Source organism: Cellvibrio sp. ATLC23, from assembly GCF_057196725.1.
In genome coordinates this window covers 545113-566297 of sequence record NZ_JBXUOS010000001.1, presented here as the reverse complement: position 1 = coordinate 566297, position 21185 = coordinate 545113, and the positions used below count along the sequence as shown (strand labels likewise).

18 protein-coding genes are annotated in these 21185 nt (G+C 42.8%); 12 read left to right on the top strand and 6 right to left on the bottom strand.

Annotation, left to right across the window (positions count from 1 at the left end):
* Genes tssM through tagH form a run of 6 tightly spaced genes read right to left on the bottom strand, consistent with a single transcriptional unit; the run spans position 1 to position 9105 of the window.
* The gene (gene tssM, locus AC2CG4_RS02245) at positions 1-3567 is read right to left on the bottom strand and encodes a type VI secretion system membrane subunit TssM (RefSeq protein WP_484484704.1); all 3567 of its coding nucleotides are present in this window, start codon (positions 3565-3567) and stop codon (positions 1-3) included.
* A 15-nt stretch (positions 3568-3582) separates the two neighbouring features.
* Positions 3583-4863 carry a type VI secretion system protein TssL, long form gene (gene tssL / locus AC2CG4_RS02240; protein WP_484484703.1) on the bottom strand — a complete coding sequence of 427 codons (1281 nt, stop codon included), beginning with the start codon at positions 4861-4863 and terminating at the stop codon, positions 3583-3585.
* Positions 4864-4886: 23 nt separating this feature from the next.
* A complete protein-coding gene (tssK, locus tag AC2CG4_RS02235) occupies positions 4887-6221 on the bottom strand; it encodes a type VI secretion system baseplate subunit TssK (protein WP_484484702.1) in 1335 nt (444 codons plus the stop codon).
* Positions 6222-6237: 16 nt separating this feature from the next.
* Positions 6238-6819 (bottom strand): type VI secretion system lipoprotein TssJ, encoded by a 582-nt coding sequence (tssJ, locus tag AC2CG4_RS02230; RefSeq protein WP_484484701.1) that lies wholly within the window; start codon positions 6817-6819, stop codon positions 6238-6240.
* A 1-nt stretch (position 6820) separates the two neighbouring features.
* Complete coding sequence (locus AC2CG4_RS02225; protein ID WP_484484700.1) at positions 6821-7648, bottom strand: PP2C family protein-serine/threonine phosphatase; 828 nt, start codon at positions 7646-7648, stop codon at positions 6821-6823.
* Entirely contained in the window at positions 7645-9105 is a 1461-nt protein-coding gene (gene tagH / locus AC2CG4_RS02220; protein WP_484484699.1) for a type VI secretion system-associated FHA domain protein TagH, read from the bottom strand. Before tagH ends, AC2CG4_RS02225 begins: the two co-directional genes overlap by 4 nt.
* Positions 9106-9379: 274 nt before the next feature.
* Between tagH and AC2CG4_RS02215 the strand changes: the two genes are divergently transcribed.
* The 12 genes from AC2CG4_RS02215 to tssG all read left to right on the top strand — a co-directional run bounded on the left by AC2CG4_RS02215 (position 9380) and on the right by tssG (position 21184).
* Entirely contained in the window at positions 9380-11803 is a 2424-nt protein-coding gene (locus AC2CG4_RS02215; protein ID WP_484484698.1) for a serine/threonine protein kinase, read from the top strand.
* A gap of 21 nt (positions 11804-11824) precedes the next feature.
* A complete protein-coding gene (locus AC2CG4_RS02210; RefSeq protein ID WP_484484697.1) occupies positions 11825-12238 on the top strand; it encodes a TssQ family T6SS-associated lipoprotein in 414 nt (137 codons plus the stop codon).
* Positions 12239-12265: 27 nt separating this feature from the next.
* Positions 12266-13282 (top strand): type VI secretion system protein TssA, encoded by a 1017-nt coding sequence (locus AC2CG4_RS02205; protein ID WP_484484696.1) that lies wholly within the window; start codon positions 12266-12268, stop codon positions 13280-13282.
* Between the two features lie 33 nt (positions 13283-13315).
* Entirely contained in the window at positions 13316-13843 is a 528-nt protein-coding gene (gene tssB / locus AC2CG4_RS02200; protein WP_484484695.1) for a type VI secretion system contractile sheath small subunit, read from the top strand.
* A 32-nt stretch (positions 13844-13875) separates the two neighbouring features.
* Positions 13876-15363 carry a type VI secretion system contractile sheath large subunit gene (gene tssC / locus AC2CG4_RS02195; protein WP_484484694.1) on the top strand — a complete coding sequence of 496 codons (1488 nt, stop codon included), beginning with the start codon at positions 13876-13878 and terminating at the stop codon, positions 15361-15363.
* Positions 15364-15469: 106 nt separating this feature from the next.
* Positions 15470-15967, top strand: a complete 498-nt coding sequence (locus tag AC2CG4_RS02190; protein WP_062064915.1) for an Hcp family type VI secretion system effector — start codon at positions 15470-15472, stop codon at positions 15965-15967.
* A gap of 63 nt (positions 15968-16030) precedes the next feature.
* A complete protein-coding gene (locus AC2CG4_RS02185; RefSeq protein WP_484484693.1) occupies positions 16031-16516 on the top strand; it encodes a type VI secretion system amidase effector protein Tae4 in 486 nt (161 codons plus the stop codon).
* Complete coding sequence (locus tag AC2CG4_RS02180) at positions 16501-16875, top strand: T6SS amidase immunity protein Tai4 family protein (protein WP_484484692.1); 375 nt, start codon at positions 16501-16503, stop codon at positions 16873-16875. Before AC2CG4_RS02185 ends, AC2CG4_RS02180 begins: the two co-directional genes overlap by 16 nt.
* Before the next feature lie 49 nt (positions 16876-16924).
* The gene (locus AC2CG4_RS02175; protein WP_484484691.1) at positions 16925-17734 is read left to right on the top strand and encodes a type VI secretion system accessory protein TagJ; all 810 of its coding nucleotides are present in this window, start codon (positions 16925-16927) and stop codon (positions 17732-17734) included.
* The gene (gene tssE / locus AC2CG4_RS02170; RefSeq protein WP_484484690.1) at positions 17731-18270 is read left to right on the top strand and encodes a type VI secretion system baseplate subunit TssE; all 540 of its coding nucleotides are present in this window, start codon (positions 17731-17733) and stop codon (positions 18268-18270) included. The genes AC2CG4_RS02175 and tssE overlap by 4 nt, the downstream gene beginning before the upstream one ends.
* Positions 18267-20138 carry a type VI secretion system baseplate subunit TssF gene (tssF, locus tag AC2CG4_RS02165; RefSeq protein ID WP_484484689.1) on the top strand — a complete coding sequence of 624 codons (1872 nt, stop codon included), beginning with the start codon at positions 18267-18269 and terminating at the stop codon, positions 20136-20138. The genes tssE and tssF overlap by 4 nt, the downstream gene beginning before the upstream one ends.
* Entirely contained in the window at positions 20135-21184 is a 1050-nt protein-coding gene (tssG, locus tag AC2CG4_RS02160; RefSeq protein WP_484484688.1) for a type VI secretion system baseplate subunit TssG, read from the top strand. Before tssF ends, tssG begins: the two co-directional genes overlap by 4 nt.
* Position 21185: the final 1 nt, after the last annotated feature.

Below are 21185 nucleotides of genomic sequence, written 5' to 3'. Positions count from 1 at the left end.
CTAATTTAATCGCACCGGACACGAAAAATCGCTCAACTCCGCCAAATAAAATGGGTTGTTAACGCTACTGGAAGTAATTTCAAGCACCACCTTATATCCTTGAATAAACAGGGTGGAGATAAACTTTTCCGGCTGTAAACGACGACGCTCCCCCGAATCAAACAAACGCATCAATGCCCAAGGGCCATTTACGACCAAAGACTTTCGATTGGCTTCTGCACTACTCAATTCGATTCGTATCTGATTGCTCCCCAATGGGCCAGGCCAAGAAACAGCTCGTGGAATTTGTGGCCCATGTGCATATTGAAATAACTGACCATCAAAGTCGACGGAAAGTTGACTAATCGCCGCGTCCATTTCCAGCACTTTGAACTCAAAATTTAATGCAGGCATTGAGGAGCCAGAGGCAAAAAACACATCGCGAATTTTCGCCGCTTGCTGAAACGATTTAATGGGCAACTGACCATTATCGGCTTTCCGCAAAGTCCACACCCTACCACTGACATCAGTGATCAGTTTTAAATGTGTATTAAAAAAGCTATCCATCATTCCGCCCGGGGAAAAAATTTTGGAAAAATCGGCATAGGTAGCATCACGTTTTGAATTGCGATCAAAAGGATAACGCCCTCGTATAGCAACGCGACAGAATTCACCCACCGAGCTTTCCAGCTCAGCACTTAAGGCCCCCCTAATCCCTCCATCAGCTTGCCGCCTCCCTTCATCGGTCAACCCTTCCAGAACTGTGCGAATAGGTACAGGATAACGTGCTGCCTCTGAACGGATTTTTGCAACGGTGTCTTGTTGATCTAACGCCCTTACGCCACTGCGGATAGAAAAATCAATATTAGAAAGATTCACATATAAATCATTAAATAATTTCAGCAGTGCATTTGCCTCGGCCTCTTTGTTAGCTCCAAGACTAAATTCAATCAACTCTTTGAAACGAACGCCAACTATTTCATCAAGCTCATCATCCATTAACGCAGCCAGAGATAAACCCTCAACATGACTATTCAAACCTGACACTCTAGCAGTGACACGTTTTGCCAACTGATCAACTACCGCACCAGATTGGTCAGACAATCGCTCTGTAAGATTTAGTTCCTGTGCAGCCGCATTTAATAGTTTAATTAATGGCGAGTCCGCAGCAGATAAAATTCGTGCAATATCGATAGATTCAGACATGGAACGAGTCTCAGCAAGGCGCAGGTCGCCAAGATAACTTTCCCAAACAGCCGCATACTCCTGTAAATACAAGCGGTTTATAGCGCGCGCTGCATCCGCTTGATTTAAAGCCTCCATACCTTTTAAACCAGCCGATGAAAAGGACTCCAGCACCCAAGACTCCTCTGTAGCAATTCCTGCAAGCTCAGTCTCTAACCTTGGCAAAAACACTTCGCGATAGCCAGCACGAGTAAAAAACCCAGGAATACCATCGCTTAGTAATTTTCCACTACTACGCTGGAATACAAAATTGCCTTTTGCACCGCTACCACTTGAAAAAGAAAAATCAACCACGTTGTCTCTCATTAGGCGAGCCTTAATCGTTTGATAAGCTCTCTCCACAAAAGAAAAACCACTTAATACTCTACGCTTGTCTTGAACCAATGCTTCACTTAATGCAAACGGAGAAATCAGTTCTTGCTGAGAAAACAAGTTACGCAAGTGAAACAACATAGCCGCTTGCTGTTCACGAGAAACATTTTGAGAAAAATGCTGTTTGAAATCTGCCTCAACAAATTTCAGCAACTGCTTACCATTATAATGCTCCGCCTGATTAAGCATTAAATAAGCTTTTAATGCCTGGTAAGTAGAATCCAAGTCGCGCCCCGTTGAAGCATTAAGCAACAGCTCTAATCGTTGTGCTACTACCGGCAGCAATTTACTTCGCAAAGCGCGATCATAGGTATACCGAGTTGCAGTATCAACTTTCAATCCTTGATATAAACCAAAGGTCATTTCAAGTGGTGGATCACCTGCCAGAAAATCAGCTCCAGCTGCGATACAACAAAGTTCATTAAGCGCGGGAAGATATCGAACAAAATCGACCACACCGGAATTGGATAAGTCTATAAATTCTTTGGATGCAGCCTTGTTTCTTACTTCGACACCCTGTAAATAATCAACGTTTCTATAATAGCTTCCCGCCAAAAACACACAAAAAGTCAAAAAAATAAGCAGAATGAGACTGTGTGCCCCCAGGCCAAGCCACAATTCCTTTTTTTCCTCACGACGATTTTTACCCGCCAAATGCGCCTCAGGAAGAATCACCTTGGTAACCAGATCTTTTAAGAAAAAGCTGCGCCCACCGCTACCTTTTTTATTAATATTTATACTCGAACTAACACCGAAACGACGCCCCAGCGCACTCAACACCCGGTCAAAAGGTGTTCCCTCTTGAGTGCCGCTAGTAAAATAAATACCTCGAACTAAAGCCCCAGAGCAATCGCCACCCAAGAAAATCTTATCTACCATATCGCCTATTAATGGAAGACAATTAGAAAAATTTTGTGGGAATGCATAAGCTTGCGCTCGACGCGAAAAGTCAGCCTCGCGCAGCATAATATCGGGCATTCCATCGAATAAACGCCGAGCAATCAGCCCCAACTCCTTACGAATTAGCTCATTCACCCCGCTCTCTGCAGATCCATGATTAGCCTGAAAGGGGAAGGTAAATCCCAATACCTGTTCCCGCTCCTCTTTAGAAAAATCAGAAAAATAGTCGCCAAAACCACCTAATAGATCAGTTTTGGTGATCAGAATATACACGGGGAAACTAATACCTAAAGACTTTCCTAGCTCATTCAAGCGCGCCTTAATAATGGCCGCGTGCCTATCACGTGACTGTTCACTACCAGCCAAAAGATCACTCATTGCAATGGTTAACACAGCGCCATTTAAAGGTTGTCTTGGTCGAAATTTTTTCAACAACCCCAAAAATCCAAGCCATTCATCTTTATCATTTTCACTGTGGCTTTCATGTGTAATGTAACGACCTGCCGTATCGATAAACACAGCATCATCAGTGAACCACCAGTCACAATTACGCGTGCCGCCCACACCCTTTACAGGTTCTCGCCCCACAACTTCGGCCAATGGGAATTGCAAGCCGCTATTGATTAACGCTGTGGTTTTTCCTGAACCCGGGGCTCCAATAAAAACATACCAAGGAAACTGGTAAACAAACTTTTTTCGTAAACCGGAGAAAAAACCGCTACGTACATCATTAGTCGTAACTTTTAAACGCCCCATAGCATTGGAAAAATTACGGCTCAACTCATCTATTGCTGGCGCATTTTTCGATTCAGACAATCCCTTACCGGCCAAGGCATCAAGAAACTTGTCATTAATTCTATGTACGCGCCAGACAGAAACTAATTTTTTAATTAAAAAATACGTAAGTAAAAACGAAATCAGTAAAACACGATGACTAATGGCCTCCAATGGCCTCCATTCTGCAAACGCAAACAATGGGCCTACAAACCAGATGGCGCAGATAAGCAAGAGTGCTGCGATTAGCTTCCACAGTACAGGGTGAGATAAAAAATGAATGATTTTACGAATCACGAGAACAAATTCCTTTTAGTATTTTGAAGAGGCAAGCACTATTTTTATTTCAACCCGACGATTCAATGACCGCCCCTCTTTTGTATTGTTTTCAGCAAGAGGTTCAGCATCACCCAGTCCTTGCACTTCAATTAGGCGATCGCCAAGAAGGCTTGTTTGTAACTGTCGCGCAACACTTCCTGCACGGTCCACCGATAAATGCCAATTAGAAGGAAATCGTGCAGTGCGAATAGGAACATTATCCGTATGACCAGAAATCAAAGCGCCCTTACCATAACGGTTAACAGCATCAGCAATTTTATTAATCACCTTCAAATAACTTGCACTAATAGTAGCGCTGCCCGACTCAAACAAACCGTCCCCCATAAGAGTAACCACAGCGGCTCCCGCAGACTCATTTACCCTCACCAACTGCTGCCTAACTTCCTCCTGAAGCATTAGTGATATTGGATTGTCAGCCTGAGCCACTGGTGCAGCAACTACTTTAGGTATAGGCAAAGCAACAATTTGAGCAAATAAAGAGTCAGAATAAACCGATAACTTAAGTGCAAAATAGATAAACAAAACCGCGCCCACAATCACACAAAATAGCGCTGACACCCACACCGGCAACACTGTCCATATAGCAGTACGCGGTTTTGCATACCCCATCCAGTGAGAGGATAAGGCTTTAATTTTTTCACCCTTAAGATCAGCAAGCATGTCTGCTAAGCGCCGGCGTAATAGTTCTAATTGGGAATTGCCGTTGGGTACTATTTTATATCGCCCTTCAAAGCCGAGAGAGATACAAAAAAACATTAGTTCGATAAGATCGCGATGCAATGCAGGCGTCTGCGATACCCTAGCCAAAATTTGGAAGAACTTTTCACCACCCCATGTCTCATTGTGAAACGTCACCAACAAACTGTAGCGAGGCCATACACCACCTCCACCCCAAGGAGTTTGAGCAGCCGTCTCATCGATCACAGTGCATAAACAATACCGCGCAGCAGTAATATGTTCAGGTAATATAGCTTCAGCCTTTGCTCTCGCTTCAAATTTTTTAATTTCTTCAATTAAGTAATTACGCAGCTGGGAAGGGTCAGGATTGTGCACCAAAGTGCGCACTTGATAAATCATATTTAGAATCGGATTAGCTACCGCCAAAAGCGGATTACTTCCTGAAAACACCTCATCAGACTCATTAAAAAATGAATTTAGTACAGGTGCTTCAGTTGCTACCTTTGATCGCCCTCCGGGATTTGGCACCACAAAGGTCCTAGACGTGTTAACTCCGAATGAATCAATATCGAGCATAATCGTTCCCTATAATCGTTGGATTATCTACGTATTGCCCAGCATTGCATTTGTAAATCGGGAAAATCACCCGCCACATGCATAGCAATAGTACCTGTAGCCTTAAATGCGGCCCACATATCCGAACTAGTATCCAATTCAAAATAGTGCGTCCCTGTATGATAGGGAATTTGGCGTGGCGCTATAGGCAGCGCACTCAATAAAATACCCGGCAACTGCAAATTGACCAAATCCCTAATTTTATCAACAGACCCAATTTTTATTTGCTTAGGAAAACTTTGTTTCAGTAAATCAGGAGGGACGCTTGCATGAACAGCTAAAACAAACTGACTGGAGGTGAATAGATCACGATCAACTACCTGACCAATGCGCACACCATAGTTTTTTTCTACCAGCTGAATCTCAATCGCATTTTGTTCCAATACAGTAGACAAATAACGTCTGAGTATTTGCACCAAAGGAACAAAAGATCTATCAAGATCATCATGAAAATATAGGGGTAAATCCCCAGTGCGCTTGTTATCACTTGCAAAGGTCGCTAACTCACCGCAAAGCGCAACCAACATTTTGTAAGCCTCTTCAGGGGTTCCCCCCTGACTTTGCAATAAATGTGTTAATTGCGGCTCACTCCGATTCAGTAATTGCAACATCAAGAACTCACCCACCTCGGAAACACCGCCTCGGCCAGGCTGACTAATACGTGTACTCAATACATCAGCGCGCTGTTTTACCAAGCCAAGCACTTCGTTTAACAAGGATGTCAAACCGCTTGATGCAGAGCTAGAAATTAAGGCAGGAATATAATGATGATCTAATAGCAACTGCCTATCAGTGCGTCTATCTAAAATGCGCACAAGCCCCAAAGCAACCCATGAGTCTGTCAATTCAGCTTGCAACAATAACCTTAAGCGAGGCTTAGCCAATTGCAATTCTGCAGCTTCGCCGCCCACAGAATTGATATCGTCTGTTAAAACATCTTCTACTGAATAACGGGCAAGCCCTGCCTCATCCGCATCAAAGATGATCAATTCAGTTTGATTATTGTGTATTGGTAAAGCGAGATAAACAACTTGATCAGCAACACCCTCTTTCACCGCAAGCGGCTTAGGTGCATCACTAGCAGAAGAAAAACTAAATGGCGTACCATCTGGAAATACACCTTCAGCATCTAAAATCGCAATAACACCAAGAGCCAGAGATGATGTATCTAACTGCAGCCGTCTAAACCCCCAAAAGTAATGTGCAGGCGCTTGTGCTCGCTGATGACGCATCGCCTCTATATGTCGTTCTTGCTGCTGGAAATGTTGTGGTCGTAAAAACATTCCCTCAGACCAAACAACCTTTTTGTAAGTATCCATAAAACAAAAACTCCCATTAATGTTTTGCAGGTAGAGGCTCTAAGTGAATACTATTTCTTCTGAGCACCACCCTATGAGAATATACAACGGCCCCATTTAACTTGGAAAAAAAACCTTCCTTGGATCGTGGATAGTCGTATACAAGTTGCCAAGTACTACTGTCAGTAACTCTATAGCCAGCCACAATGCCAAAGGCAACCTCAGCCTCAGCAATGACATAGTTAAGCTCAATAGTTTGACCGGGCCGAACCGTAATAAAGTTAATTGCAGTGAGATCTTCACTTAGCACGGATTTACCATTTTCAATCAGCGAAACATAGTCCGCCTTTTTAAACGCAGAAGAACTTTTTAGTTGATAAATAATTAGCACTAGCGGTGAAGCACGGCCATTAATATCCGGATTTAAATCGGGTGACGCAACCAACGTTAACGATATTTTATTTTTTTTAGCAGTGGTACTAGAACAGGAAACAATCGCCAAAAGTGATATTAAAAAAACACATTTTATAAACAATAAAAAATGGAAACTAGACTTATTGCAAAGCCTAACTACTCTATTGTTGAAAGCCGTAATTAAGCTATAGCTTATTGCTGCCATGTCAAACTATATCCATAGGGAGTTTGGAAATATCACCAGATCCCAAACTGAGCGTTATATCGTTTGGGCTGCCAACCCAGACTGCCAATGCACTATAATTGTCTTGCGTCGCAGAGTTTCTATCTAGCACCAATTGTTCCATTCTAATTAACCACTCTTCAGCGGAACCAGCCAACCCCAAGGAAGACACCATTGCATCAGCACCCACCCCTTCCCAAAAACCATCTGAACACAATAAAAACGCATCACCTTCATGAAGAGAAAATGGTTCGTCGAGCGATTCAAAGTAAACCTCTTCGCCGGTACCTAAAGCAGCATAGAGAATATTTCTTGCAATACTGCCTTGAACCAAACCCTCACTCATCGCAGGGGAATCAATAAAGCGTTGTAGCAAACTATGATCTTTAGTTAAAAGCGTACAGCTACGTCGCCTTATTAAATAAATACGTGTATCACCAAGATGAATCCACTGCGCCAAACCTGCATCATCATTTAAAAAGAGACAGGCAACAGTAGTGCTCATTTTTTTTAATTGATTAGCTAGGGTTTGACCATAACGAATAGCCGAATCAGCCTGATGCAGCAATTGGTCGACATGATTTTTGTTAATGCTAGGTTGAGCTGAAAATCCCATTAAAAATGTTTTTACTGCAGTTTCCGATGCAACATCACCACCTCCGTGGCCACCTGCGCCATCAGCCACAACAAAACAAGCTCCGTCTTCTGACATCCAATAACCACAAGCATCTTCGTTATAGTCACGCGCCCCCTGCCGAGAGAGGGTGGCAAACTCTATTCTCATACCTGATGTTGCTAAATAAGAACTCATGCACGCTCCCGAGCTTCACACATCCTGTCGATTTCCTGCTCATAGGCTTGTGAAAACGCTTGTTGAAAACGCAATTCAAAATCCTCCTTGGCATTACCGGCCACGTCCGAGTAATGTGTTTCGTACAATTCCCAGAGCTTGGATTTTTTTGACATCGGCAAAAATGAATCAATGAAATTTTTATTGACCATGTATTTGTGAATTTTTTCAGGGCTAAAATCCTTTACAACATCATAAACAGCCGCTCTTGCACCAGACATCATCCCAATTTGATGCGCCAAAAGATCGTCAAAAGCATCATCAATAGCCTCGACCGAATGCATAAAACCGGGAACTCGTTCGCCAAGTAGATGTACCAGTGCCGATTGAGCATCAGGTGCAAATTTCAATGGATTATTACCAGAGGAAGCAATAATAGTTACGTCAGCGCGCATCTCATGCTTAATTTGTGCTCGCTCGTGCATCATATTGACCGCGCCAGCGGTTAAATGAAGCAATATACCGCCTAACTTCTCAAAAAAATCCGTTGTCAATTCAGGTAGTTTATTTGGTTCTATTTGCAACCCACGAGCTAAAGCATGACGATGTTCATCGGGCAAACCAACACTTGGATTAAGTGCTTCAACCGCTAGTTTATCAACAGGTATCTGTGTTGCGCGGTGATCGTGAACTGGAACAAAAATATCAGACCCAGATTCCATTTTTGCGGATGATTGATAAACAGAGTCGCTTGAACGAGCTACACGAGGAACTACAAATAAAGAGCCAACTTCAATCCCCTCATCAAGATTATAAGTTTCCGAAGAATTCGCTGCGGCACCAGAAGCCAATAAAGCTAAAGGATCCGATTCCTCTTTTTTCAATAATCTGTCATCTAAAACGCCATCACCAAAATTAAGTAAATCTTCATGCAATCCCAATTCACTTAAATTACCGAGTAGCAAATTATTTTCATTTTCATCATTAATGGATTCCAATGACGCATTGCTAGAAACGACATTTTCTAAAGATTTCTCAGCTGAAAAAAAATCGAAGTCATCAGGGATAATACTTGTCGAATCAGGAAATTTGTAACTTGATTCCGCTGATCCTATAACAGACGCATTAACAGACGATGTTTTTACTGGCTCCAATTTTAGTATGTAAGCGCCAATCATCAGGGTATCGGTAAGACTAACAACAGCTGAAAAACCAGGTTGCAATTCGGTGGCACCAATAAATATACCAGTCGAACTGCTTACATTATTAATAGTTGCTGATGAGCCATCTCTATAAGCAAGATGCGCCTGAACACGAGAAATTAAACGGGAAGGATCTTCGAGCACAAGATGATTAGCAGAGCCTCTACCAATGGAAATACGCTCACCAGCACCAAAATCACAAAGCACACCGCCACTGTTTATTGATGCGCCATTATAAGAAATAGCCTTAACCATTAATCTTGAAGAGTACAACATGAAATCTATATCCATATAGTTGCAGAAAATAATTTCTGTAAGTAATTAACACACTATTGATAATGTGACTCATGAAAAGTGGCGCCATCATAACGATATTTTTTTACATCACAAATCAAAAATGTAGATCTGCATCACAAAGATAAATTTGATTTGTAAATAGAATCGCCCCCTGTAAATTAAAGGGATGCAGTTACTAAACTTGCAAATTAATTTGTGAAGTACATCCCGCATTAACCAATACACACCTCTCACTACTCATAGCGGAATCTGCATGGACGCCAATGCAACTGCAACACCTCCAACAAAACAACCTACCTCCAGCGAAAGAGGAAACTACTCCGCGTCAGCCCTTGCTACAGGTGCAAAGTTAAAAGAATTTGTTGTCACTGGAATCATTGGTGAAGGTGGATTTGGGATTGTTTATTCAGCTGATGACACCCTGCTACAGCGAAATGTAGCCATTAAAGAGTATATGCCCGCTGCTATTGCAAATCGGCAGGCGTCATCGCACATTAATCTACGTTCAGTGCGTCATCAACAAACCTTTGCCGCAGGTATGCAAGGCTTTATTGACGAAGCAAGGCTACTAGCGCAGTTTAAACACCCTGCCCTTGTGGAAATATTGCGCTTTTGGGAAGCCAACGGCACAGCTTATATGGTAATGCCGCACTACTCAGGCAAAACATTGCGCAACCTGTTAAAAACGTCGCGCAACTTGTGCTCAGAACGCTGGTTAAAATGCATTCTAGGTCCGGTGCTCGATGCCATAGAACTGCTTCATACCAATCATATTTATCATCGCGATATAGCGCCCGATAACATTGTTATTCAAGATAATGGCCAACCTGTACTATTAGATTTAGGTTCTGCAAGACGTGTAATTGCCGGAATGCAAAGTGCTCTTACTGTTGTCGTAAAACCTGGCTATGCCCCGATAGAACAGTACACGGAAGACACAGCTAACGAACAGGGGCCATGGACAGACATATACGCACTCGGTGCCGTACTGCATTTTGCGATTACTGGTTCAGCACCCGCTGCATCAGTGTCACGAATGATGCGCGATTCACTCAAACTTCTAAACATTAGTGATTATCCACAATACAGTGAGAGCTTTTTATCAGCGATAAATAAAGCACTAGCATTACGTCCATGCGATAGATTTCAATCTGTTGCTGATTTTCGAGACGCATTAACTATACACACCTCATTAACTGGCAATACCCCCCTCGTTGAGCTAGCACAAGAAAATGCAAAAAACCAAAAAGGTAACGCCAATCATCTACATAAAGATGACGAAATCACCCTTATTCTCTCAGAGGATGAAATAAGTGTTTTTAAGGAAAAGCTCCTTCAATCACTGCAATCGCCCGCCACAAATAGTCGGGTTAACGACAACATACTACAAGACCATGTGTCGCCCAAGAAAGATACTTCTATAAGTACTTTTGCCGATGTAAAAGATCTAATTGAAAACACGCAGATTACAAACTCCAATAAAGATGGACTGAAAAAAGTAACTACAAATAATGCGCAAAATGCAGAAGATCAGATTCTCAAGAATAAGAGGGGTACAAGAACAACTCAGCAGAATTCTGCCCCGATGGAAAGGCGCCTTATTGCACTTCCGCTAGTAATTGTGTTGTCTGCATTGGCTGGCATTATTTTAGCAGTAGCTTTTGTTGTCACCGACAGCAATTCTAACGACGAAAAAACAAGCAGACAAGCTATCGAAGAATTACAACAAGATGAAACATCAGTCGAAGCGGCTATTGCGCTGTCGCAAGTAAAAAACTATGACTTATTACATAATCAAAACATTGCTGAACATGCTATCGAAAACAATTATTTAACAACGCCCCCCTCAAGTATTGCCGGGCAACAAGAATCTCCAATCATTATGGAAGCAGGCGAAGCAAACCAAAATAAATCAGAAGAAATTTCTGCCGTGCGTGAAAACTCACCAGCACAGAAAACCATTGATGAGTCCGAAAATATTTCCACACAAAATAATGCGCAACCTAAGGATAATAACACACCAATAACATCAAATTCCATTGCTCCCAGCAAGGTGAAAACTGTAGAGAGCGCAGCTCAAGCCGTTCAAATGAGTTCAATAAAAGTCACTCTAGTTCCTTGGGGTGAAATTTGGATAGACAACCAACGCTACGGTGTGAGCCCACCGCTTCGCGAAATATTGCTCGCGCCAGGCAACTATACCATTGAATTACGTAACCCAGGTTTAGCAACCGAAATCCGCACCATACATTTTGAACAGGGTGATAAACCAGTCATTTATCACAATTTTACTGACCCAAAAACTAACCCTGTTAGCGCTAAAAAAGAAACAAACAATAATGAATCCATAGAAGCAGAAGATAAAAAAAGTGAACAAACAGCTGCGCAGACCGAAGCGCAAGAAAATAGTGAGCAAAAGTCTCAACCACAAGAAAACTCAAAAGATAGTACCGCTCAACCTATCACAAAAGATAGAACACTGAATATTAAAGTAATACCTTGGGGTGAGATCTATTTAGATGGAAAAATGAAGGGGGTAACTCCACCATTACGTCAAATTACGTTAACACCTGGCGATCACATTATTGAGATTCGCCATCCAAGCTATGCCACAAAAACCATCAAAATAGGTGCAGAAGATCCAGCATCGGAAACGCTCGAACATCATTTTCAATAAATTTATCAAGATACGGAAGCCATGAAAGCAATGCAGTTAACTACATGTTTAAAAAATAATTTATTCGCCATTATCACAATATCAGGCCTCTTAATAAGTGGCTGTAACACTACACCACAGAAGCCTATAGAACTCACCCCGTCACAGATGAAGGTACAAGCGGGAAAATCCAGCTTTCAAAATGGCGAATATGGCGTAGCGGAAAGCTCATTCCTTGATCCGAGCATTTGGCATGGCGAGAAGGAACTGCAGATTGAATCACTAAAATATTTAGCTTTTATTTATTGTGTTACTGATCGAGTAACACTCTGCCGCCATTCTTTCTATAAAGCACTGCAATTAAATCCAACTTTTGAACTGACACCGGCTGAAAGCACTCATCCGCTATGGGGCCCAGAATTTGTTGTAGCTCAAAGCGGCTTGAAAGGAAACTAATTAATACCGTGCTTAAAGGACAAACAAATGGATTACAGCAATATTGATTTTTATTTTGACGCGCTTGAAAACAAATTACTTCACAGCGAGCATCGCGGCATAGAAATTGATTACGATCCGGATTTTCTAGAACTGGAAAATATGGTAGCCGTAAAAGCTGAACAGCAATATGGCGATACTATCATTCCTGCCACACCTATTGATTGGTCTAAAACACTAACCAAGGCATGCGAATTACTCAATAAAAGTAGAGACTATCGTCTGTGTTGCATTATTACTCGCGCACTAACACATAAGTATGGTGTTCAAGGAACACTTAAAGGTATTGATGCAATTCGCTTGCTTACGGAGCGCTCCTGGAATGAATCTTTTCCCTCCACCATCTATGATGGAGAAGCAGACTTCTTCCCTCGCGCAAATGCCATTGCAGAGCTCAACTCCAACACAGGCTTGTTAGGTGATTTACGCGCGAGCGAAATTAAACTAGGTGCAAGCGGAAAACTTTCCATCAGTCGAATAGAGAAAATTCTTAGTGGTAGAGTCGATAACGAAGACTATACACGCGAACAACTATTGCAAATATTGCAAAATGAAGTTCTAGCAGATAATAGTGAATTATTAGCAATCAAAGAATTACACATGCAAGTCGTCGCCCTAGAACAGCAGCTTTCGTTGTTGTTTGGAAGCGATCAAGCACCTGACTTTGGACAGTTGAAAAACCTTCTGAGCCAGGCCAATCCAATTAACTACAGTGATAGCCCTATTGAATTACAACCGATAGATGAGGATGCTGCCGCTCTAAACTTACCAATCAATCAACAAGAGTTCAGCGCCATATCAGGCCAGATCAAATCTCGTACTGATGCAATAAAAACACTGGATAAAGTCTGCGAATTTCTTGAGAAAAATGATCCATCAAACCCTGCTCCTCTGCTGATTAAACGCGCACGCAACATGATTGGACAGGACTTTTTTACTATTCTCAGCCAGCTGGCACCCGATGCTATAGCTCAGGCGGAACAAGTTACCGGAACACAACTTTAACAACCAACATCTGCGCATTGCAGGGGAGCTACCATGAGCAACAGTCAAAGCAGTCAGAAGTTTATCGCACGCAATCGTGCACCACGTGTGCAGATTGAATACGATGTAGAAATTTACGGCGCCGAAAAAAAGATTCAAATTCCATTCATCATGGGCGTAATGTCTGACCTCGCAGGCAAACAAAAGGAAGAAATGCCAGCAATTGCAGACCGTAAATTTCTTGAAATTGATGTCAGCAATTTTGATGATCGAATGAAGGCACTTAAACCACGCGCGGCATTCCGCGTAGACAACACATTGACGGGCGAAGGTGAGCTAACAGTAGATTTAACATTTAACAGCATGGACGATTTCTCTCCATCTGCAATTGCAAAAAATATTGCACCACTTGCACAACTACTTGAGGCTCGCACCCAGTTAAATAATCTACTGACCTACATGGATGGGAAAACGGGCGCAGAGGAACTGATTAGTAAAGTTCTGCAAGACCCAACTCTGCTAAAAAGCCTGGCTCTGCCAAGCAACACTACCGAAACATTAGAAGCTGCTGACGCAGTGTAATCCAGGCCACCGACAGGAGCATCCCCATGGAGATGAGCGAAGCTATCAGAACTCAGGAGTCGCAAGTTAATTTCAGCGATTTTTCCAGCCTATTACAAAAAGAATTTAAGCCAAAGACCGATGAAGCTAAATCAGCAGTGCAATTTGCTGTGCAAACATTAGCTCAACAAGCTCTATCGATGTCGGGCACTATTAATAGTGACGCATACAAAGCCATTGAATCTATCATTGCTGAAATAGATATACGCCTATCTGAGCAAATCAATGCTGTAATTCATCACCCCGACTTTCTGAAACTAGAAAGCGCTTGGCGTGGGCTGCATTATTTAGTCAACAATACCGAGACGGATGAAATGTTAAAAATTCGTTTCATGCCTATTACCAAACAGGAGCTTCATCGCACTCTGCGCCGCCATAAAGGCGTGGGCTGGGATCAAAGCCCCATTTTCAAAAAAATCTATGAACAAGAATACGATCAACTCGGCGGATCACCTTACGGCTGTGTAGTAGGCGATTACACTTTTGATCATTCACCTCCCGATGTTGAATTACTCGGTGAAATGGCAAAAATATCGGCTGCCGCCCACTGCCCATTCATCTCTGCCGCTGACCCAGCGGTAATGCAAATGGAATCATGGCAGGAATTAGCGAATCCGCGTGATCTGACCAAGATTTTTGAAAATACTGAATATGCCGCGTGGCGTAGCCTGCGTGAGTCAGACGATTCACGTTATTTAGGGCTTAGCATGCCACGTTTTTTAGCGCGCACACCCTATGGTGCAAAAACTAATCCTGTTGACGAATTTGATTTTGAAGAAAGCATTGATGGCGCAGATCACTCACGCTACTGCTGGGCAAACTCTGCTTATGCAATGGCGGTAAATATCAATAACTCGTTTAAGCAATACGGTTGGTGCACATCAATCAGAGGTGTTGAATCGGGTGGCGCAGTCCCTAATTTACCCACACACACTTTCCCAACAGATGACGGCGGCATTGATATGAAATGCCCAACCGAAATTGCCATTTCCGATCGCCGTGAAGCGGAATTAGCAAAAAATGGATTCATGCCATTAATTCATCGCAAAAACACTGATGTGGCTGCATTTATTGGCGCCCAATCATTACAAAAACCCGGTGAATTTTTTGACCCTGATGCAACAGCAAATGCCAACCTAGCCGCTCGCCTGCCCTATTTGTTTGCCTGCTGCAGATTCGCACATTACTTAAAATGCATAGTGCGCGACAAAATAGGATCATTCAAAGAACGTGAAGATATGGAGCGTTGGCTGAATGATTGGATCATGAATTATGTAGATGGCGATCCTGCCAACTCATCACAACAAACTAAAGCATTAAAACCGTTAGCAGCTGCGGAAGTATACGTAGAAGAAGTGGAAGGAAATCCAGGCCACTACACATCAAAATTTTTCTTGCGCCCTCACTATCAATTGGAGGGACTGACCGTTTCATTACGACTGGTATCTAAATTGCCATCGGTAAAATCGGGCGGTCAATAAATATTAAGATCCTGCTGTTGAAATATGGCGGGATCTTAATAAACCAGGTATCACCATGTAAGGTGGTATGTATTTATGATGTTGTATTAACTAAGGAAGAATGACTATGTCTGCACATGAATCCCTACAGGATTTTTTTATCAAAATTGAAGGCATTGCTGGCGAATCAAAAGATTCCAAACACGCGGGCCAGATTGACGTTTTAAATTGGGGCTACGCAGTATCTCAATCCTCTTCCGCCAATACAGGCGGTGGTGGCGGTGTTGGTAAGGCTCACTTTAGTGAACTGGTATTTACTCACTACATTGATAAATCCACACCTAACCTAATGAAATACTGCGCTAGCGGTAAACACGTTCCAAGCGTGGAACTGTCTTGCTGCAAAGTAGGTGATGGTCAACAAGAGTACATGAAAGTTGTAATGACTGACGTGCTAATCACTCACGTTCGCCCTACTGGCGACTCAAGCAGCCCACGTGTAATGGAAGAAGTTGGTCTCTCTTACTCCACAATCAAAGTGGAAGTAAAAGAACAAAATGCCAACGGCTCTATGGGCGCAGCAGTTACCGGCGCCTGGGATGTAAAACAAAACAAGGCCGCTTAATTTGCCTGTCAGTTGCCTGTCCGCAGGCAACTGTTTTTCTGAGTTTGCTAAAGGAATTCTATTATGAGCGTCCCTAGACCAAAATTTCTTTCGATATGGGGAAACTTTAAAAGTATTTATGCTGATGGCAAGGTGACCAGTGTCGGAAATAAAATTGGGGGGAAAGTAAAACAAAATATTGATCTTGGAGTTAGCGATCCAAATTTAGGATTTACAAATGCATGTGCTTTGAGAATGAGTTATGCATTAAATTATTCTGGCATGAACATTCCTCGTGGAAGCTGGAAAACCGTATCTGGGGCAGACAATAAATGGTACATATTCAGAGTGAAAGATCTATTAACCTATATTAATCATTCACTTGGAAAGCCTGATAAGGTCATAAAAAATCCAAAACCACAAGATTTTTCCGGACTGCAAGGCATTTTAATATTCAATGTAAGCTGGAGCGATGCTACAGGACACGCAACACTTTGGGATGGACAAACATGTTCTGATCATTGTTATTTTCCAGAAGCTCAAGAGGCATCGATATGGATTTTAAAATAATAAAGCTATTATTTTTTGTTTTTTCTATCTCTGCGCTAGCCCAAGAAACAAAACAATACTCTGCAAATGAATATTTTAAAAACTATGCATTAAGCACATGTATATCTGATGGTTTTCAAGAAACAGAAGTCAGGGCTGATGCTGCTGCTGCCGCTCGTGGGTACCTAGAACTTGGAGATTTCCCTCTGGAGGCTCACACAGAAGCAGCGCTGCTGGGACGACAATACTTAAAAAAAGAATACAAAAGCAATTCAGAATCAAATCTCACAATAATGAAATGCATTGACTTTTATCACAGCATAGAACTTGAAAATATTGTGAAAAAATATGCCAACGACCTTTCAGAATTAGAAAAGTAAACCTTAATAAGCATTAAAAATCTCCCAGAAAAAGCCAAGGAATAACGGAATGCAAGCAACAGCGGTCAAAAAAACTCACTCACATGACATAGCAATCGCAGTGCAAATTGAACAATTGTATGCAGATATTCGCAACCATCCCGGAAAAGTTGAATATCGAATTCATTTGGCTCAATTATTAATGGTAAATGGGCAGTGGAATAAAGCATTACAACAATTACAAACAGCAGCGCAGCTTGATACCAAAGCTGCTGCTATGGCACAGAGCTATCGTGCCCTGATTCAAGCCGAAACTGCCAGAGAACAGGTTTTTCAAGGGTTGGTCAACCCTCAACATATTTCTAGCCCGGATGACTGGGAAATTTTGTTAGCAGAATCACTCGTTGCGCGTGCGCACCATCAACTGGATGCGGCCGAAAAATTTTTGCAGCAGGCATTTAATGATGCACCGGCATGCGCATTTACCATTGATGGATCAGCTGCTGCTTGGATTGCCGATGGTGACTCGCGCCTTGGGCCAGTATGTGAAGTATTTATCAACGGAAAATACTTTTGGGTTCCTTTCAATAAAATACATCAAATTACCATTGAAGCGCCGCAAGATCTACGCGATCTTGTATGGATCCCGGCCACCATCACACTGACCGATTTCTCCCGCCATTTTGGTTTTTTGCCAAGCCGTTATCCATTGAGCTATGCGCAGGCCAACGATCAACTTAGTTTAGCCAGCCTGACCGAATGGGCAGCAATTGATGAACACAGCTGGGCAGGATTAGGACAAAAAATACTAGTGACCAATCACGGAGAATATCCGCTGCTTGCCGTACGAACCCTCACCCAAATAGTGATGAGTGAATGACAGTGCAACAACCGACCACCACTAGTCGCATAGCCCGCAGCAATCGGCTAACGCCAAGCTTATTAGATCGCCTAACCGATCAAGAGCCGCTCAATAAGCGCGAAACCGTCAGCGCTCAGGGAATGAGTAAGCGCGATTATCGTGCAAGTGTATTACGTGATATTTCATGGTTATTGAATACCACTAATGCAGATTCAGCACTTCCGTTTGATGAACTAAATTATGCTAAAAACTCTGTATTAAATTTTGGTGTTGTTCCTTTATCGGGGCAATATTTGGTAGATGATGACCGCAATATGATTGCCAATTCTATAGCACAAACATTACTTACATATGAGCCACGCATTATTCCAAAAAGTTTATTGGTCAAAGCACTACCAATGGATGATGGCTATGCGGCACGCAACCAACTCTCACTTGAAATAAAAGGGCAGCTTTGGGCTGAGCCCTACCCGCTCGAATTTTTACTGCGCAGTCATATTGATTTGGAAATTGGATTGGTCCAACTCACTGATATTCTGGACTCATCACTATGATTCAGAAAATGCTGGAATACTACAACAGCGAGCTAGCCTATCTGCGGGAAGCAGGTACACAATTTGCTGTACATTACCCTAAAATTGCCGGGCGTTTGGCGCTGAATGAATCAGAAGTTGCCGACCCTTATGTAGAGCGTTTACTTGAGGGTTTCAGCTTTTTAACCGCACGTATCAAGTTAAAAATGGATGCGGAATTTCCGCGCTTTATTCAACGCTTAATTGAAGTCACCTACCCTAACTACCTTGCACCAACTCCCTCAATGTGCATTGTACGTTTCACCCCAGGTGAATTGGTGAGAAACCAGCGCAGCTCATACATCGCACCTAAAGGTGCGCGTCTGCGCTCTCACCCTATTCCTGGTGCGAGCTATTGTGAATTTCGCACCGCGCACACTGTAGAACTCTTACCACTTAAATTAGCCAGCGCTAAATTTCACGCAGTGAGTAGCGAATTAAAAAATTTGCATGCGCCAGGTAAACCCGCACCATTGTCTTGCTTGCATTTACGCTTTTCGCTCACCATTCCCCTGGAGTTTAATGAGTTAAGCGATGACCAAATACCTATTCATTTATGTGGCGATTTACAATTAGCTTCACGCCTCTATGAAATTATCATGGGGCATAATGTAGGCATTGCTCTGCGGGCGATCAGCGGTAGTGACGATAAGGCCTGGCATTTTGAAGCTGATGCAATAAAACCTGTAGGGTTTGACGAAAAAGAGGCCTTATTACCCTATGAGAACCAAAGCTTTCAAGGCTATCGTTTGTTGCATGAATACTTTGCCCTGCCCGGGCGTTTTCATTTTTTTGCACTGCAAGGTATCAAACGGTTTCTATCATCAAAACCAAAATGTCGCGAATTTGAAATCGCCATACTTTTAGATAGATCCACCGGCGATTATGAAAAACTAGTCGATACCACACAGTTTGCATTATTTTGTTCACCCGCAATCAATTTAATATCCATGCGCGCAGATCGTTTGCCGTTGTCAGATGGCCGCAATGAATTTCATCTGGTGCCGGATAAAAGCCGCCCTCTAGATTACGAAGTCTACAGCGTGAGTGCGGCTGAGGGATTTGATCGCGATCATCGCATACAGCGTCAATTTCGCCCGTTTTATGCAACACATGCTGATGATCGCAGCAATCACGGTGCCTATTTTTCTATTCGTCGCGAACCGAGAGTTGCTTCAGAAGATATTTTACAAAATGGAGCTCGCTCAACCTATCAAGGTGCAGAAGTTTTTATTTCACTCGTCGATCAACAAGATGCACCTTTTGATAGAAAACTGCGGCAGTTAGGTGCCGATATACTAGCCACCAATCGCGATCTTCCGCTATTAATTCCTACCGGATCAGAGCAGGATTTGCGCCCCGTATCATCATTACCGGTAGAGGGCGTGCGCATTATCAGCGGACCAACTAGACCTGTAGCAGCCATCAATGAAGGGCACATGCACTGGCGTTTTATCAGCCACTTGAATCTCTCTTACCAAAGTTTGGCGCAGCCGAACCCAGAGCAAAATGCAAAAACCTTGCGCGAATTATTAGGCTTGTATACGGCACTCGGCGATGCAGCATTGGGGCGCTATAGCAGTGCATTGATAAAATGTGCAATGCAACCTATTACCCGCCGCATGCCGGGCAAAGGGCCATTAATTTTTGGTAGAGGCACTAGCATTAAAATCGAAGTGGATGAAATTCCGTTTGCAGGTGCCAGCCCTTATGCTTTTGGCGCTGTGTTAGAACGCTATCTCGCTCGCCATGCCAGCATTAACTCATTTACTGAAATGCAATTAGTCAGCGCTCAACGCGGTTTAATCGGCCACTGGCCAACGCGATTTGGCGAGCGAGGCAATCTATGACAAACCTCGCACAATCACCAAGCACAACAGAGATGTTGCTGAGCGAGTTAGCAGCAGCACCCCATTCAATGGATCTATTTGCATTGATGCGCCGCTTGGAAGCAAGCGACAGCACTGCGACTAAATGGGGCTATGCCAATAAATATCACGATGAAAAATTGCAATTTGGTCAAGAGCCATCATCCATTTTTCCGAGCTCCACCATCGCGAAACTCTATCAATACTCCAATGGTAGAAAGCCTAAACTAGCCATTCATAGCTTTGGTTTGTTTGGTGCAAATGGCGCTATGCCACTGGTTTTTACCGAATACGTCAAAGAGCGAATGGCGCATCACGGCGACTATGCCCTGAGTGATTTTATCGATATTTTTCACAATCGTTTAATTATGTTGTTTTACCGGGCATGGGCCGATGCTAACTCCTGTACCAATATGGATGACACAGAGGAAAAATTTACCACTTATATTTCTAGCCTCTGTGCATCCAGCCTGCCGCACAACACAAACACAGACACAATTCCAACTCATGCGCGCTGGCACAATACTGGGCATTTGTTGCGTCAGGCACGTACCGCAGAAGGCTTAAAGAATATTTTATCCGGTTTTTTTAACGTGCCCGTACGAATAGAAGAATTTGTTCTACGTTGGTTAAATTTGCCAGCAGATGAACAAACTCGCTTAGGTAATTTTAAAGGTGCTCAACTGGGATTTGATGCAGTACTAGGGCGTAAGGTGATGAGTAAACAACAGCATTTTCGTGTCCATCTGGACTCGTTAAGCATGGAGCAATACGAACAATTTCTGCCTAATACACTTAAATATCAGCAATTGCGCGATTGGGTTCGTACATATACCGGCAAAGAGTTTAGCTGGGATCTACAACTGCACCTGCATAAATCTATCGATAACACAGGACTACAACTTGGCAATAAGAAAAACCTTGGCTGGAGTACATGGCTTGGCAAACTATCTGGCTGCAATCAATGTCGTGTTGACAAAGTAACATTCACTCCAGACCCTGAAGTTACTCATCCAATTTCTTTTTAAA

Bases quoted from the DNA above. Each gene is read 5' to 3' on its own strand.
- tssL (WP_484484703.1), bottom strand. From the start codon at position 4,863: ATGCTCGATATTGATTCATTCGGAGTTAACACGTCTAGGACCTTTGTG.
- tssK (WP_484484702.1), bottom strand. From the start codon at position 6,221: ATGGATACTTACAAAAAGGTTGTTTGGTCTGAGGGAATGTTTTTACGA.
- tssJ (WP_484484701.1), bottom strand. From the start codon at position 6,819: ATGGCAGCAATAAGCTATAGCTTAATTACGGCTTTCAACAATAGAGTA.
- AC2CG4_RS02225 (WP_484484700.1), bottom strand. From the start codon at position 7,648: ATGAGTTCTTATTTAGCAACATCAGGTATGAGAATAGAGTTTGCCACC.
- tagH (WP_484484699.1), bottom strand. From the start codon at position 9,105: ATGTTGTACTCTTCAAGATTAATGGTTAAGGCTATTTCTTATAATGGC.
- AC2CG4_RS02215 (WP_484484698.1), top strand. From the start codon at position 9,380: ATGGACGCCAATGCAACTGCAACACCTCCAACAAAACAACCTACCTCC.
- AC2CG4_RS02210 (WP_484484697.1), top strand. From the start codon at position 11,825: ATGAAAGCAATGCAGTTAACTACATGTTTAAAAAATAATTTATTCGCC.
- AC2CG4_RS02205 (WP_484484696.1), top strand. From the start codon at position 12,266: ATGGATTACAGCAATATTGATTTTTATTTTGACGCGCTTGAAAACAAA.
- tssB (WP_484484695.1), top strand. From the start codon at position 13,316: ATGAGCAACAGTCAAAGCAGTCAGAAGTTTATCGCACGCAATCGTGCA.
- tssC (WP_484484694.1), top strand. From the start codon at position 13,876: ATGAGCGAAGCTATCAGAACTCAGGAGTCGCAAGTTAATTTCAGCGAT.
- AC2CG4_RS02190 (WP_062064915.1), top strand. From the start codon at position 15,470: ATGTCTGCACATGAATCCCTACAGGATTTTTTTATCAAAATTGAAGGC.
- AC2CG4_RS02185 (WP_484484693.1), top strand. From the start codon at position 16,031: ATGAGCGTCCCTAGACCAAAATTTCTTTCGATATGGGGAAACTTTAAA.
- AC2CG4_RS02180 (WP_484484692.1), top strand. From the start codon at position 16,501: ATGGATTTTAAAATAATAAAGCTATTATTTTTTGTTTTTTCTATCTCT.
- AC2CG4_RS02175 (WP_484484691.1), top strand. From the start codon at position 16,925: ATGCAAGCAACAGCGGTCAAAAAAACTCACTCACATGACATAGCAATC.
- tssE (WP_484484690.1), top strand. From the start codon at position 17,731: ATGACAGTGCAACAACCGACCACCACTAGTCGCATAGCCCGCAGCAAT.
- tssF (WP_484484689.1), top strand. From the start codon at position 18,267: ATGATTCAGAAAATGCTGGAATACTACAACAGCGAGCTAGCCTATCTG.
- tssG (WP_484484688.1), top strand. From the start codon at position 20,135: ATGACAAACCTCGCACAATCACCAAGCACAACAGAGATGTTGCTGAGC.